Source organism: Sphingobium sp. 3R8 (assembly GCF_020166615.1).
Taxonomy (GTDB): Bacteria; Pseudomonadota; Alphaproteobacteria; order Sphingomonadales; family Sphingomonadaceae; genus Sphingobium; species Sphingobium bisphenolicum.
Genome location: NZ_JAIQXR010000020.1, coordinates 61,296 through 76,184, shown reverse-complemented (window position 1 = coordinate 76,184; position 14,889 = coordinate 61,296). Strand labels below are relative to the sequence as shown.

12 protein-coding genes are annotated in these 14,889 nt (G+C 65.4%); 1 reads left to right on the top strand and 11 read right to left on the bottom strand.

Annotated features, from left to right (window positions below; all coding sequences use genetic code 11):
- The 11 genes from bioD to K9B33_RS23285 all read right to left on the bottom strand — a co-directional run bounded on the left by bioD (position 1) and on the right by K9B33_RS23285 (position 12,059).
- Positions 1–633: a dethiobiotin synthase gene (bioD, locus tag K9B33_RS17725; RefSeq protein WP_224550396.1), complete on the bottom strand. Its 633-nt coding sequence runs from the start codon at positions 631–633 to the stop codon at positions 1–3.
- 13 nt (positions 634–646) lie between these two features.
- Complete coding sequence (locus tag K9B33_RS17720; protein WP_224550395.1) at positions 647–1,771, bottom strand: 8-amino-7-oxononanoate synthase; 1,125 nt, start codon at positions 1,769–1,771, stop codon at positions 647–649.
- Between the two features lie 190 nt (positions 1,772–1,961).
- The gene (locus K9B33_RS17715) at positions 1,962–2,642 is read right to left on the bottom strand and encodes a DUF2490 domain-containing protein (protein WP_224550394.1); all 681 of its coding nucleotides are present in this window, start codon (positions 2,640–2,642) and stop codon (positions 1,962–1,964) included.
- Between the two features lie 124 nt (positions 2,643–2,766).
- On the bottom strand, positions 2,767–4,719 hold the full coding sequence (locus K9B33_RS17710) for an alpha/beta hydrolase family protein (RefSeq protein WP_224550393.1): 1,953 nt from the start codon (positions 4,717–4,719) through the stop codon (positions 2,767–2,769).
- Between the two features lie 112 nt (positions 4,720–4,831).
- Positions 4,832–5,827, bottom strand: a complete 996-nt coding sequence (locus tag K9B33_RS17705; RefSeq protein WP_224550392.1) for a sensor domain-containing diguanylate cyclase — start codon at positions 5,825–5,827, stop codon at positions 4,832–4,834.
- A gap of 220 nt (positions 5,828–6,047) precedes the next feature.
- Positions 6,048–8,171: a sodium-translocating pyrophosphatase gene (locus K9B33_RS17700; RefSeq protein WP_224550391.1), complete on the bottom strand. Its 2,124-nt coding sequence runs from the start codon at positions 8,169–8,171 to the stop codon at positions 6,048–6,050.
- Positions 8,172–8,415: 244 nt separating this feature from the next.
- Positions 8,416–8,880 (bottom strand): low molecular weight protein-tyrosine-phosphatase, encoded by a 465-nt coding sequence (locus tag K9B33_RS17695; RefSeq protein WP_224550390.1) that lies wholly within the window; start codon positions 8,878–8,880, stop codon positions 8,416–8,418.
- Complete coding sequence (locus K9B33_RS17690) at positions 8,877–10,328, bottom strand: helicase HerA domain-containing protein (protein WP_224550389.1); 1,452 nt, start codon at positions 10,326–10,328, stop codon at positions 8,877–8,879. Before K9B33_RS17690 ends, K9B33_RS17695 begins: the two co-directional genes overlap by 4 nt.
- Before the next feature lie 262 nt (positions 10,329–10,590).
- Complete coding sequence (locus K9B33_RS17685) at positions 10,591–10,860, bottom strand: LysR family transcriptional regulator (RefSeq protein WP_224550388.1); 270 nt, start codon at positions 10,858–10,860, stop codon at positions 10,591–10,593.
- Positions 10,861–11,115: 255 nt separating this feature from the next.
- Positions 11,116–11,991: a hypothetical protein gene (locus K9B33_RS17680; RefSeq protein WP_224550387.1), complete on the bottom strand. Its 876-nt coding sequence runs from the start codon at positions 11,989–11,991 to the stop codon at positions 11,116–11,118.
- On the bottom strand, positions 11,943–12,059 hold the full coding sequence (locus K9B33_RS23285) for a DUF6471 domain-containing protein (protein ID WP_224550386.1): 117 nt from the start codon (positions 12,057–12,059) through the stop codon (positions 11,943–11,945). The genes K9B33_RS17680 and K9B33_RS23285 overlap by 49 nt, the downstream gene beginning before the upstream one ends.
- Positions 12,060–12,178: 119 nt before the next feature.
- Between K9B33_RS23285 and ppc the strand changes: the two genes are divergently transcribed.
- Positions 12,179–14,881, top strand: a complete 2,703-nt coding sequence (gene ppc, locus K9B33_RS17670; RefSeq protein WP_224550385.1) for a phosphoenolpyruvate carboxylase — start codon at positions 12,179–12,181, stop codon at positions 14,879–14,881.
- Positions 14,882–14,889 lie beyond the last annotated feature (8 nt).

Below are 14,889 nucleotides of genomic sequence, written 5' to 3'. Positions count from 1 at the left end.
TTATCGATCGTTGAAATATTCGGGAAGCCGGATGTGGGCTGCGAAAGCGGCGGCCAGGGCGGCGGGATCGAGCCGGTCGAGATGCGGCAAGCGGCCGAGCGACGACACGCCCGCCAGTTGCGGAATGATCCGCTCATTTTCGTCATGCGCCTCGCCGATGAAGGCGATGCCCGCCACGCGCACGCCGCGCGCTCGCAGCGCCTCAATGCTCAGCAGGCTGTGGTTGATCGTGCCAAGACCCGTGCGGGCGCACAGGATCACAGGCTGGCCCCAATGGGCGAACAGGTCGGCCATCAGCAACGTCTCGGAAATCGGCACCAGCACGCCGCCCGCGCCCTCGACCACGAGCGCTCCGTCCACCTGGGGCAGCGCCAGCTGGTCCAGCCCGATCGCCACGCCGTCGATCCGCGCGGCGAGATGGGGGGAGGCGGGGGTGGCCAGGCGAAAGGCTTCGGGCAGGATATGCGTGGCGGGCAGGCCGGACAGGGTGGCGACGCTTTCCTTGTCGCCCTCCGGATCGACCCCGGCCTGGATCGGTTTCCAATAATGGGCGCCGAGCGCGCCGGCGAGGCCGGCGGCGAACACTGTCTTGCCGATGCCGGTATCGGTCCCGGTGACGATCAGGACGCTCATGCCCTGCCCCTCCTCATGCCATCGCCTTCCTGAGTGCGTGGCCCAGCGCGGCGACATCGGCGCGGCCGACGTTGAGCGTCAGCGAGATGCGCAATCGGCTTGTCCCGGCTGGCACCGTCGGCGGGCGGATGCCGCGCACGTCGAAGCCCGCCTGCTGCAAGGCTGCGGCCACCGCCATGGCGCGGATATCGTCGCCCAGGATGACCGGCACGATCTGGCTGCGGGGCGAGGGCAGGCCGAGCGGCGCGCAGATCGCTTCGGCCGCATCCTGCCGCAGCGTCTTCAGGCGGTCGCGCAGGTCGCTCGCCTGCTCGATCCGGTCGAGCGCCGCCGACGCCGCCACCGCCATCAGCGGGGACGGCGCGGTCGAGAAGATGAAGGCGCGGGCGCGGTTGATCAGATAGTCGATATGGATGCGCGGGCCGCAGATCAGCGCGCCTTCCGCCCCCATCGCCTTGCCGCACGTATGCAGCGTGATGACATTGTGCAGCCCGTCCAGCCCGGCCGACAGGCCGCGCCCACCCGGCCCGAAGACCCCGGTGCCATGCGCTTCGTCCAGCAGCAGCATCCCGCCATGGGTCGCGGCCAGCCTGGCGAGGTCGGTGAGCGGCGCCATGTCGCCATCCATGGAATAGAGCGTCTCGACCGCGATCCAGATGCGCCCCGTTCCACCCTCCTTGCGCCAGGCCAGGATCAGGTCGGCGAAGCTCTGCACCATATTATGCCGGGCAAACACGGCCTGCGCCTTGCTCATGCGGATGCCGTCATGGGCGCTGGCGTGGATCAGTTCGTCCGCAACGATCAGGTCGCCGCGCTGGGGCAGCGTCGAAAACAGCGCCAGATTGCCGACGTATCCGTTGGCGACGAACAGCGCCGCCTGGGTGCGGAAGAAATCGGCCGCCTTGGTCTCCAGCCCCTCATGTTCGGGCGCATTGCCGCGCAGCAGCCGCGATCCCCCGGAGCCGACCGGCACGCCGCGCCCGATCGCGTCGGCGACTGCCTGGGCGATGATCGGATCGCCGGCCAGGCCCAGATAGTCGTTGGAGGCGAAGTCGCGCCCGGAACGGGGGATCAGGCGACGCAACCGCCCGCGCGATTCCAGCGCGGCGAGTTGCTTGGCGTACGGTTCGGCGGTCATGCCGCGCCTATAGGCCCGGCTGGCGGAGGCGGCAAGCAGGGCCGGGGCGGCCTGGATCGCCCCGGCCCCTAAAGCGATTTCCAATCAAATGGAAAGATAGTTCGGCGAAGCCAATCATCTGACGACCCGGACATCGCGTAACACTAAAAACGAGCGCGATTGATCCGATCTAATCGGATCGCAAACGGCTCTAGAAACTGAAGCTCAGCGAGACGGAGGCGACATTGTCGTTGCTGTCGTCGGCGTGGCGGCGGAAACCGTGCTGGTGCAGATAGCCGATCTCGGCATTCACATTCTTCGCCACCGGGGTGGTGATGGCGATCAGGTTGCGCATCCGTTCTTCGCCCTGGACCCGCTGGAAATTGGTCTTGTTGAGGTCGAAGAAGCTTTCATGGCTCAGCACAAGCGCGGTCTTGCCGCCTTCCCGGAACGGCATGACCAGCTTCACATAGGGGCGCAGCCGCCAGGCGGTGCCGTCCACGCCTTCGCGCCACCGTTCCTCCATCCGCATCCGGGCGCTGACCGATACCGGGCCGATCCTGGCGATATTGTCGAACGTCACCTGCTGACGCCCGCGATGCTCCATCACGGTGAAGTCGCCGCCGGCATATTGGGGATCATGGGTATAGCCCGCCCAGATCGTCACCGCCTTGGACAGTTTGTAGCCGACCAGCGTGTTGGATTCGATTTCATACAGGCCCTTGCGGTCGTCGCTGAAGCGGGCGACCACCTCCTGCGACAGCCGCCAATGCTCGCCCAGCTTCACCGTGGCGCTGGCAGTGGTCCAAAGTTGCTCGTCCTCGCTGGCGTGCGCGGTGGCGGGCAGCGCCAGCACGGCCAGCATGGACAAGAATAGGGCGGTCGGGCGCATCGGGCATCATCTCCACCGCCGGCCTTGGCGGTGCCGCGCCACTATGACGGTTGTATGACTCCATGGTGACGATTGCATTGCATTTTGATGACAGAGCATGTCTGTTTCGTATCTTCGTCCCGCGTCATGCGGGGTTATGCTCTTTCAGGAAGGCGTCGAGCTTTTCGAGGAACTCGATCCGATCGGCTTCGCGCGAGAAGAAATGGTCGGCCAATGGCTGTTCGGCATAGATATAGTCGCGCCCCTCCACCTTGCCGGCGGCCTTCAGTTTCTCGGCCATTTCGCGGGATTGGTTGACTTGAACCCGTCGGTCCTTTTTGCCGTGCATCAGCAGGATCGGCGTCGAAAATTGCGCGGCGAAGTTCACCGGGGACACGGCCGTAAAATCAGGCGCCTGTTCCTTCATCCAGTCCTTGCGCGTGCCATGGTACAGGAAGCGGCCGTCATAGCGCATCATTGCCGCCAGGTCCGACACGCCGGCATAGGACATGGCGCAGCGATAACGGCCGCCGTCGCGCTGGGCGGCGCGCATGGCCGCATAGCCGCCATAGGATGCGCCCACCATGCAGACGCGCTTGGCGTCGGCGATCCCTTGTCCCACGGCCCAGTCGACCGCGTCGTTCAGATCGTCCTGCATCGCCAGGCCCCATTGCCCCTCGCCCTTTTCCGCAAAGGCGGTGCCATAGCCCGCCGATCCGCGATAATTGGGCTGCAACACGGCATAGCCGCGCCAGGCCAGGAACTGCACCCACCAGTCCCATTCCTCGCTGTCGCGGGCGAAGGGGCCGCCATGGGGCATCAGGATCAGGGGCAAATCCTTGGCCTCGCGCCCTGCCGGCAGGGTCAGTACCGCTGCGATCTCCAGTCCGTCGCGCGCCTTGTAGCGGATCGTCTTGACCGGGGAGAGGCGGGTCTTGCCGGGGAATTGATCGCTGACGCGCGACAACACGCTCATCGCCCCGGCGGCCGTGTCGTAATAATAATAGGCGCCCGGCTGGTCGGGTGTGCCGACATGGACGATCATCTTCTGGCCGTCGCGGCTGGTGGAAATGATGCGCGCGCGCCGGTCCCCCACCGCCTTGTCGATATCGGCCTGGATTTTCGCCAGATTGGGGTCGAACCAGTGCACCGCGGGCGCATCGGCGGTGTAGCGGACCCCGGCCAGCCCGGTTCCCGCGGCATCCTCCTCAATCCCGCCCAGGTCGAAACCGGGCGCGGCGAATATCTTGCGACCCAGTTCCAGCGTGCCGAGGTCATATTCGTAGAGTGCGTCGGCGCCTTCATGATCGTCGCTGGCGATCGCCTTGCCCGGATCGGCGGTGAAGAGCAGCGGCACCACCATCGATTCGTCGCGTCGCCGGTTGGCGCGATCGACGACGCGGAAGCTGGATCTGCCATCCGCGCGATACAGCAGGGTCGATGTCCGGCTGGCGTCATTATAGCCCACGCCCATCCGCACCGTCCCGCCGGCATCGGCATACCAGCCGCGCACATGCTGCCGCGGCGCGACGATGCTGCGCATCCGGCCGGTGCTGATGTCGATTTCGTCCACCTTCGGCCAGAAGCCGGGCTCGGAATAATAGATGGAGGTCTGATAGGACAACAGGATGCGCGGGCTGCCGTCGCGCGCGATCCAGATGACGTCATCGGCATTTTGCGCGGCGGCATTCTTGGCGAGCAGCGTCACCTTGCTGCCGTCCCGTTTGATGCTGACGACGCGGCTCAGATACCATGGCATGCCCTGGACGTTGGATTCATTGCCGACTCCGGCGATCAGCCAGTCGTCATTGACCCATTTCCACCAGTTGAGGTCATTGTCGCCCAGGCCCATCGACCGGATGCGATTGGGGCCTTCATAGACGTCGGCGATCACCAGTCGCTGTTCGCCATTCACCGCGACACGGCTGGCGATGTGCAGCCCGTCGGGCGACAGGCTCGGCCGCTCCATCAGCGGCAGCGCGGCGAAATCGCGGACCGTCCATTGTTGCGCCTGGGCCGCGGCCGCGGGCGGCGGCGTTTGCGCCAGCGCGCTCCCGCCCAAGGCTGTACCGGCCAATAGCATGATTATGCGCGACATATTCCCCCCGACATAAGATCGACCCCAGGATCAATATATGGGCGAAGGCAAGGAGCGTCACCTGAAAATCACTGTTAATCAATCCATTACGACAGCGATGACGCTTGGGTGGTCAGGCCGCGCGGATTGCCTCGATCGGGGCCAGCACCGCGCGGTTGCGGCCGCCGCGCTTGGCCTCATAGAGCGCCGCATCGGTCGCGGCGAGCCAATCCTGGCTTGTCATGCGGCCGGGGCCGATCGCCGCCACGCCGAAGCTGGCGGTCACGCGCAACGGTGGATCGTGCGGGATCTCCAACGCCTCGATCGCGGCACAGAAACGGCGCGCAGCGGCCAGCGCTTCCGTCTCGCTGGTTTCGGGCAGCAGCAGCCCGAATTCCTCGCCGCCGATCCGGCCCAGCGAATCGCTGGGACGCGACAGGCCGGCGCAACATTGCGCCACCGCCTCGATCACCCGGTCGCCGACGGGATGGCCATGGCAGTCGTTGATCCGTTTGAAATGGTCGATGTCGAGCAGGATCAGCGCGGCGGGCCGCTGGTGCCGGACGAACAGCGCGATCCGCTTGTCGATTTCGGCGACGAAGGCGCGGCGGGTCATGGCGCCGCTCAGATGGTCGCGCTCGGCCAGCATCCGCAATTCCATCTGTTCCACCACGATGGCGGCCAGGCCCTTCATAATCTCCATCTGTTCGGCCGGGAAATCCCTGGCGCGGGTATCGATGGCGCACAGCGATCCGATATTATAGCCGTCGGGCGTACGCAACGGCACGCCGGCATAGCTGCGGATGCCCGGATCGCCGGTGACCAGCGGATTGTCGCGAAAGCGCACATCGTCCTGCGTGTCGGGTATGACGAGGGGGTCGCTCTGGCGGATGGCATGATCGCAAAAGGCGACGCTGCGCGGCGTTGCCTGCACGTCCAGCCCGGCAATCGCCTTGAACCATTGCCGGTCCTTGTCGATCAGCGATACGGCGGAAATCGGCACGCCGAACAGCGTCCGCACCAGATTGGTGACCTTGTCGAACGCGCCTTCCGTCGGTGTGTCGAGTATCTCATAGCGCCGCAGCGCAGCGATGCGGCCCGGTTCGTCGTTGGTAATCGCTTGCAGCATATCATGGCATCCGGTGGCTGGCTTGGGTCACGCTTCGTGAAGCATGACAGGAAATCCGGTGCGGCATGGTCCGCCCCCGTCAGGCCGACCGTCAACGGTCACACTGTGCCTCTGCCCTGAACAAAGGGTTAAAAAACAGGTTGGCAAGGATGCTATACGACCAGCCGGGCCGCAGGCAAGGGGAGGAGAGGCGTGGCCTCTCCCCTCCGATCGGGGGCTGTCAGGCCCCGTGCGCCAGCGCCGCCAGCAGCAGCAGCGCAACGATGTTGGTGATCTTGATCATCGGGTTCACCGCCGGGCCGGCCGTGTCCTTATAGGGATCGCCTACCGTATCGCCGGTCACCGCGGCCTTATGGGCTTCGCTGCCCTTGCCGCCATGATGGCCGTCCTCAATATATTTCTTGGCATTGTCCCATGCGCCGCCGCCGCTTGTCATCGACAAAGCGACGAACAGGCCGGACACGATGACGCCCAGCAGCAAGGCGCCCAGCGCGGCGAAGCCGTTGTCGCTGCCCGCCACCGCCGTGATCGCAAAATAGACGACGATCGGCGCCAGCACTGGCAACAGCGACGGCACGATCATCTCCTTGATCGCCGCGCGGGTGACCAGATCGACCGTACGGGCATAATTGGGGCGCGACGTCCCTTCCATGATGCCCTTGTTAGTGGCGAACTGGTCGCGCACGTCCTTGACCACGTCGCCCGCCGCGCGGCCGACCGCCGTCATGCCCATCGCGCCGAACAGATAGGGCAGCAACGCGCCGAGCAGCAGGCCGACGATGACATAGGGGTTTTTCAGGCTGAAATCGACCGGTTCGGTCAGGCCCAGCGCCGCGCCATAATAATCGAGATCCTGGGTGAAGGTGCCGAACAGCACCAGCGCCGCCAGACCCGCGCTGCCGATGGCATAGCCCTTCGTCACCGCCTTGGTGGTGTTGCCCACGGCGTCCAGCGCGTCGGTCTTCACCCGCACGCTATCGTCCAGATGCGCCATTTCGGCGATGCCGCCCGCATTGTCCGTGACAGGGCCATAGGCGTCGAGCGCCACCACCATGCCGGCCAGCGCCAGCATCGCGGTCGCGGCGAAGGCGATGCCCATCAGGCCCGCCAACTGATAGGCGACGATGATGCCGACGACGATGACCAGAGTCGGCAGCGCGGTGGATTCCAGGCTGATTGCCAGCCCCTGGATGACGTTGGTGCCATGGCCGGTTTCGGACGCCTTGGCGATCGAGCGGACCGGGCGATAATTGGTGCCGGTATAATATTCGGTGATGACCACCAACAGACCGGTGACGGCCAGGCCGACCAGCATCGACCAGAACAGCTTCATGCCGGTATAGCCGCCATAGCCGTCCAGATCCGCGCCGAACACGGTATTGAGGTCGCCCAGCGTATATTGGGTGGCGAAGTAGATGGCGGGGATCGACAGGATCGCTGTGGTCCAGAAACCCTTGTAGAGCGCGCCCATGATCGACTGGCTGGCGCCCAGGCGGACCATATAGGTGCCGATGATCGAGGTGATGATGCACACGCCGCCAACGATCAGGGGCAGCGCCATCAGCTTCATCAGGAAGGCGTTGTCCACGCCTGTGACCAGCAGCGCGGTCAGCACCATGGTGGCCCCGACGGTGACGACATAGGTTTCGAACAAATCGGCAGCCATGCCGGCGCAGTCGCCCACATTGTCGCCGACATTATCGGCGATGACGGCGGGATTGCGTGGGTCGTCCTCCGGGATGCCGGCTTCGACCTTGCCGACAAGGTCGGCGCCGACGTCGGCCGCCTTGGTGAAGATGCCGCCGCCCAGCCGCGCGAAGATGGAGATGAGCGACGCGCCGAAGGCCAGCGCGACCAGCGAGTCGATCACCAGCCGGTCGTCGGGCGCATGGCCGGCGGGGCCGGTCAGATACCAGAAGAAGACACTGATCGCGAGCAGGGCGAGGCCCGCCACCAGCATCCCGGTGATGGCGCCGGCGCGGAACGCCACCGTCAGGCCGCTTTGCAGCGTGCCGCGACAGGCTTCGGCCGTGCGGACATTGGCCCGCACCGATATGTTCATGCCGATAAACCCTGCCGCCCCCGACAGGATCGCCCCGATCAGGAATCCGACCGCGGAGGTGATCCCCAGAAAATAGAGGACCAGCACGGCCACGACCAGGCCGACGATGGCGATGGTGGTATATTGGCGGCCCAGATAGGCCTTGGCCCCCTCCTGGATCGCGCCGGCGATCGCCTGCATGGCGTCATTGCCCGGTGGCTGGCTCAACACCTGGCGACTGGTGATCAGGCCATAGATGATGGCCAGCAGGCCGCACCCTATGGCGATATAGACGATTTGCATGGATGTTCCTCTCCCCCTGTTATGACTGTCATCGACCGCTCCGCAGGGAATGACGGGCAGGCGAAAGGCGCAAAAGCGGGCGGCCGGACGAGGACGGTCCGGCATCGGGCACCGCGTCAATCAGCAACATGGCAGCGCGCATAGGCGGTCCAACCGGGCTGAGAATAGGGTGGAAGGAAGCTACAGTGCCCACCGCTCGCGTCAAGATGGATGGCGCATGGGAGGAGCGCCTTCCTCGCCCCGTCTAGGGCCGTGCCTGCCTTACGATCATCCTGGCGGCGCGGGTGACGTCGTCCCAGGTCTGGTCGAACCCGGCCTCGTCCCCATAATAGGGATCGACCACGCCCGTCCCTTCGCGCCCAGGCACCAGGTCCATCAGAAGGCGCAGGTCCGCGGTTCCGTCCGACGGGCGGATGCGGCGCAGATTTTTGAGATTGTCGGCGTCGAGCGCGAAAATATGGGTGAAGCGGCGGAAATCCGCGGCACTCACCTGTCGTCCCGCATAGCCGCTGATGTCTATGCCATGGCGCAGCGCCACGGCTTGCGCGCGCGGGTCGGGCGGGCTGCCCACATGCCAGTCGCCGGTCCCGGCCGAATCGACGACCATGTCCATCCCGGCTTTCTCCGCCGCCGCCCGCAGCGCGGCTTCGGCCAGCGGCGAGCGGCAGATGTTGCCAAGGCAGACGAACAAGACGGACGGCGCCGTCATCCGTCCGCCACCGCGGTCGAGAGGCCAAGGCCCGGCACGCCGATCGAGCGCTTGCCCGAAAAATCGGTGCGGGCGACGATGACGCCCAGCTTTTCCATATAGTCGATCAGCCGCCGCACCCGGCCGGGCGAACTGGTGCCATAGGCGCGCGCCAGATGCGCGTCGTCGGGGCAGGGCAGACCCGCCATCGCCGCCCGCGCGATCAGCAGGAAGGGGGCGAGCATATCCTCCGGCAGAGGCTCCGCCGCCTTCATCGCATCGGCCCAGCGCGGATCATGCGCATCGGCCATCCCGGCCTGCGCCATGGCGAAGCGCTTGCGAAAGGCGGGCAGGTCGAGCGGCGGGGTGCGCAGGCCCTTCATCCGGCAGCGCACGCCGAAATCCTGATAGAGGGTCGACACGCTGGGCTGGGCGTCGCCCAGATCGGCGACGATCTCCTCCAGCACGGCGACCACCACCGGCTCATTCTGGCCGAAATCCAGTTCCGGCGCGGCGGGCCGGGCCGACGGCGCATCGGCGAGCGCGCGGATGATCTCCTCGGCCGGGCGGGGCGGAGGATCGGCGCGGGGCGGCGGGGGGGGCGGCATATCCTCCTCGCCGCGGGCGAACAATAATTCCTGCAGATCCTCGCCGCTGGTCGAGGGCGGGGCGATCAGCTTGTGCGCGCCGCCGCGCGTGCCGGTCTGCACCGCGCCGATCTTCACATTGACCGGCCGACGCGCGATCGCCGGACCCAGGCCCAGAAAGCGCCCGCGCTCCAGGTCGCGAATCTGCTCGGCCTGCCGCCGCTCCATGCCCAGCAGGTCGGCCGCGCGGGCCATGTCGATGTCCAGGAAGGTGCGGCCCATCAGGAAGTTGGAGGCTTCGGCCGCGACATTCTTGGCGAGTTTCGCCAGCCGCTGGGTCGCGATCACGCCCGCAAGCCCCCGTTTGCGCCCCCGGCACATCAGGTTGGTCATGGCGGCCAGGGACAACCGCCGCGCCTCGTCCGACACGTCGCCCGCCGATACGGGCGCGAACATCTGCGCCTCGTCCACCACCACCAAGGCGGGATACCAATGGTCGCGCGGCGCATCGAACAGGGTCGACAGGAAAGTCGCGGCGCATTTCATCTGCGCCTCCAGCTCCAGCGACTCCAGGCTCAGCACCACCGAGGCGCGATGTTCGCGGATGCGCGTCGCCATCTTGACGATCTCGCGCTCATTATAGTCGCCCGCATCGATCACGACATGGCCATAGGCGTCGGCCAGGGTGACGAAATCGCCCTCCGGATCGATCACCACCTGCTGCACCATCGGCGCGGATTCTTCGAGCAGGCGACGCAGCAGATGCGACTTGCCCGACCCCGAATTGCCCTGAACGAGCAGCCGGGTGGCGAGCAATTCCTCGACATCGACCAGCACGTCCTTGCCGTGGCTGTCGGTCCCTATGCTGATGCTGGCGGTCACGATCGCGTCTTTGGCGCAGGGGGTGGGGGAGCGCAAGGGGGCGGGGTTGGCGGACGGATGGGGCGTTCGCCGAAGTTCACACCATTGTCGGGTGAATCGGGCCAATAGTCCGGGTGAAGCCCCGGCAAGGATAGCGCAAAGCCCCGCCGACGTACCGATCGGGTCATGGCAGGGTCACGCCGACGCGCCTTCGGGGTCATGGTGGGGCCATCGTGACGCGGCGGTTGCGGCGGGGGTGGGACAGGGCTGCGTTCCTTGCGGGTCACTGGCGCGGCTGTTGCGTAGGGGGCGGACGGTCGGGCGCGAACGGATCGGCCATGCGTTCGCCATGCTGCGCCAGCGCCCAGTCCCAGCTCCGGTCGAACATCGTGCCGGCCAGGCGACGGCGCAGGCGATGCGCGCTGGTGGGCGACATGCCGACGCTGCGCGCGGCGGCGGCCACGGTGCCGGTTTCGAGCAGGGCGACGAGGAAGCGCCGCTGCTTGGCGGGCGTCCAGTGGGCGCGGTCTGGCGCGGCGGTTTGCTGATCCATTGAAGAGGATAGATCAGAGGAGATCGCAATAGGAAAGGGGATTTTGGGGGGCGAGAGGTGGGAGGGGGGGGCGGGTGCGCCATCTGCTCATCTTTGCCCTCTCCCGTCTTCACCGGCATTATGTAGCAAATGCACCAAGGCGATTACGGACGCTTCGCCAGCGATGGCGGACGTATCGCAGATGATGGCGACGCTTATCCGGGGCATGCCCCCGGTGGGCGGTGAGCGGTGTTAGCCTGGGTCATCGCGTTGGTGTTAGGTGTAGCTGGTCAAACCGGGGATATCTATTTGCGTCCACCCCACCATTCTCCCGTTCGCATAAGCGCACAATACGCAATAGCTGTTCCTGTATATCTCGCCGCGCGACCCTCTATACTCGACAAAACCCCAGATAAAAGCGGACGTCCCATTGATAATATCGGAAGCCATTTCGCGCGTGATATTCAGTTTAGCTCGCTGCATATTTCGAACGAATTTCTCTCCGGGCGGAATGACAGAGCTATTTTTTCCAACAAATTTAAAGACCGCGTCAAGCTCTGGTTGGTATCCAAACTTAAATTCGCAAGCGTCGTGTAGAATCCACGCTGGGCCGGATCCAAAATTTTTAAAATTGACGAACCCAATAGGCAATTCAGCCGCGCCGTCTATGTACGATTGGAGCCGTTCTATACCGATTTCGATGATTATAAGATGAGGTCTATCTTGGACCTTGGCCAATCTAACCGCTTCATCGGCAGCATCTGCGCCCGCTTTAGTATGACGCGCTGCCTCACGAGCATACCAAGCGGCAAAGCCAGCAGCGGTGAGCGTGAAAGCTCCGATAATAGTGCCCAGCATCCCCAGCCAGAATGTCCGTTCGGTCCACACTGCCGAAGTCCAAGCAGCATCCGCAGCCTTCCATTGGGCGCAAAGATCGGAATTACGGGCGTCTTGACCAGCTTTGCATCCTGCATCTGGCTCTGGCCGTTCATTCGCTTGCTGAATGGCAGAGGCAATGTTCTGCAATGCTTTGGCGCTGGCATTATCGGCATAGCGTTGGTTGCGATCAGCGGCCTGATGTTCTGGTGACGCAGCCGTGAGCGCTAGCCATCCGACAGCCGCAACGATGATGCTCCGATAGCTTCTAGGCATTGCGCCAAAAACACCGCTGTAAATTTATCCCGGCTCAGCTTGTTCCTGATATTCGGCTCAGAGTCCATGATGCCGATGTCGGCCGGCTAGTCTGGCAGATGGGCGTAGGACAAACCCCGGCCCTTTCGCTCGCCTTTGCGCATCCTCCGCTTGACCCTTCTCCTGTTGCAATGCAGCATCGCCCCCCATGGCGACTCTTTCCTCCTCCCCCTCAGCCCCTGCGATCACGCAGAATCCCGACATCCGCTATCTGGGGCGGCTGCTGGGCGACGTCATTCGCGCCTATGGGGGGGACAAGCTCTACAAGCAGACCGAATATATCCGTTCCGCCTCGGTCGACCGGGCGCGGGGATTGCAGGGGGCGGACCTGACCGATAGCGGGCTGGACGCGCTCGATCTCGACGATACGCTCAATTTCACCCGTGGTTTCATGCTCTTCTCGATGCTCGCCAACCTGGCAGAGGACCGGCAGGGGGTGGCGGCGGAGCCGGGCGCGGATGTGGCGTCGGCGGTCGCGCGGCTGGAATCGCATGGCATCGACAAGGATGCGGTGCTGGGTCTGCTGGCGCACAGCCTGATGGTGCCGGTCCTGACCGCCCACCCGACCGAGGTGCGGCGCAAGAGCATGATCGACCACAAGAATCGCATCGCCGACCTGATGCACCTCAAGGATGCGGGGCGGATCGAGACGGACGAGGGCGAAAATCTGGACGAGGCGATCTTCCGCCAGATCGCCTTGCTGTGGCAGACGCGCCCGCTGCGGCGGGAAAAATTGTTCGTCGCCGACGAAATCGACAATGTCCTCGCCTATTTCCGCGACACCTTCCTGCCGGTGCTGCCCGCCCTCTATGCGCGGTGGGAGCGGGTGCTGGGCGCGCGGCCGCAAAGCTTCCTGCGGGTGGGGTCGTGGATCGGTGGCGACCGCGACGGCAACCCCTTCGTCCAGGCGCCGCAACTGGAGTTCGCGCTGAAACGCGGCTGCCAGGCGGCGATCGCCTATTATCTCGACGCGCTCCATGCTCTGGGGGCGGAACTGTCGCTCTCGACCGAACTCGCCCATGTGCCCCATGCGGTGCTGGACCTGGCCGAGGCGAGCGGCGACGCATCGCCCAGCCGCAAGGACGAACCCTATCGCCGCGCTTTGTCCGGCATCTATGCGCGGCTGGCGGCCACATGCACCACGCTGACGGGTGGGCAACCGGCGCGGCCGTCCAGCCTGAAGGGCGACGCCTATGCGACGCCGCAGGAGTTCCGCCGTGATCTGGTGACGGTGGCGCAGGGGCTGGCGAGCGAAGGCGACGGCGCGCTGTCGACCGGCGGGGCGCTGGGGCGGCTGATCCGCGCGGTGGAGACGTTCGGCTTCCACCTCGCGACGCTCGACATGCGGCAGAATAGCGCCGTGCATGAGGGGGTGGTGGCGGAACTGCTCAAGGCGGCGGGGGTCGAGGCGGACTATTGCGCGCTCGACGAGTATGCGCGGATCGCGCTGCTGCGCCGCGAACTGGCCAGCAATCGCCCGCTGGGATCGCGCTTTTCCGCCTATGGCGAGGAGACGACGTCCGAACTGGCGATCGTCCATGCCGCCGCCACGGCGCACCGGCTCTACGGCCCGGCCTGCATCACCCATTATATCATCTCCAAGGCCGAAAGCGTGTCCGACATGCTGGAGGTCAACATCCTGCTCAAGGAAGCGGGGTTGTGGCAGGCGGGGGTTGATGGCGCGCCGCCGCAGGCCGCGATCATGGCGATCCCGCTGTTCGAGACGATCGCCGACCTGGAGGCTGCGCCCGCCATCATGACCGCCTATTTCGGCCTGCCCGAAATCGCAGGCGTGGTGAAGGCGCGGGGCCATCAGGAAGTGATGATCGGCTATTCCGACAGCAACAAGGATGGCGGCTACATCACCTCGACCTGGAGCCTGTACAAGGCGAGCCAGGCGCTGGAGCCGGTGTTCGCCGACGCCGGGGCGGCGATGCAACTGTTCCACGGCCGCGGCGGCGCGGTGGGGCGCGGCGGCGGCTCCGCCTTCGCGGCGATCCAGGCGCAGCCGCGCGGCAGCGTGCAGGGGCGCATCCGCATCACCGAACAGGGCGAGGTGATCGCCGCGAAGTTCGGCACGCGCGACGTCGCCATGACCAATTTGGAGGCGATGACCAGTGCGACCCTGCTCGCCAGCCTGGAGCCGGAAGGCGTGTCGGACCGCGACGCCGCCCGATTCAGCGCGGCGATGGACGCGCTGTCGAAAAACGCCTTCGCCGCCTATCGCGACCTCGTCTACGGCACCGAGGGGTTCAAGGAATTTTTCCGTCAGTTGACCCCGATCCAGGAGATATCGGGCCTCAAGATCGGGTCGCGCCCGGCCAGCCGGACCAATAGCCATGCGATCGAGGATCTGCGCGCCATTCCCTGGGTGTTCAGCTGGGCGCAGGCGCGGGTGATGCTGCCGGGCTGGTATGGCGTGGGGCAGGCGCTGGCCGCATTCGAGGACAAGGCGCTGCTGGCCGACATGGGGCAGCATTGGTCCTTCCTGCAATCCGCGCTCGCCAATCTGGAGATGGTGCTGGCCAAGTCGGACCTGGGCATCGCCGCGCGCTACCTGCCGCTGGTGGAGGATCAGGCGGCGGGCGAGGCGATTTTCGGTCGTATTCGCGAGGGGTGGCAACAGGCGCATGACGGACTGCTGGCCGCGACCGGCCAGTCGCGGCTGCTAGAAAAAAACCCGGCGCTGGACGAATCCATCCGGCTGCGCCTGCCCTATATCGAGCCGCTGAACCTGTTGCAGGTCGAATTGCTGAAACGCCACCGCGCGGGCGAGGACGATCCGCGCATCAAGGAAGGGATCGAACTGTCGATCAACGCGATCGCGACGGCGCTGCGGAACAGCGGCTAGGCTCTCAC

Coding starts and splice junctions, on each gene's coding strand:
- bioD (WP_224550396.1), bottom strand. CDS start 633: ATGAGCGTCCTGATCGTCACCGGGACCGATACCGGCATCGGCAAGACA.
- K9B33_RS17720 (WP_224550395.1), bottom strand. CDS start 1,771: ATGACCGCCGAACCGTACGCCAAGCAACTCGCCGCGCTGGAATCGCGC.
- K9B33_RS17715 (WP_224550394.1), bottom strand. CDS start 2,642: ATGCGCCCGACCGCCCTATTCTTGTCCATGCTGGCCGTGCTGGCGCTG.
- K9B33_RS17710 (WP_224550393.1), bottom strand. CDS start 4,719: ATGTCGCGCATAATCATGCTATTGGCCGGTACAGCCTTGGGCGGGAGC.
- K9B33_RS17705 (WP_224550392.1), bottom strand. CDS start 5,827: ATGCTGCAAGCGATTACCAACGACGAACCGGGCCGCATCGCTGCGCTG.
- K9B33_RS17700 (WP_224550391.1), bottom strand. CDS start 8,171: ATGCAAATCGTCTATATCGCCATAGGGTGCGGCCTGCTGGCCATCATC.
- K9B33_RS17695 (WP_224550390.1), bottom strand. CDS start 8,880: ATGACGGCGCCGTCCGTCTTGTTCGTCTGCCTTGGCAACATCTGCCGC.
- K9B33_RS17685 (WP_224550388.1), bottom strand. CDS start 10,860: ATGGATCAGCAAACCGCCGCGCCAGACCGCGCCCACTGGACGCCCGCC.
- K9B33_RS17680 (WP_224550387.1), bottom strand. CDS start 11,991: ATGCCTAGAAGCTATCGGAGCATCATCGTTGCGGCTGTCGGATGGCTA.
- K9B33_RS23285 (WP_224550386.1), bottom strand. CDS start 12,059: ATGGACTCTGAGCCGAATATCAGGAACAAGCTGAGCCGGGATAAATTT.
- ppc (WP_224550385.1), top strand. CDS start 12,179: ATGGCGACTCTTTCCTCCTCCCCCTCAGCCCCTGCGATCACGCAGAAT.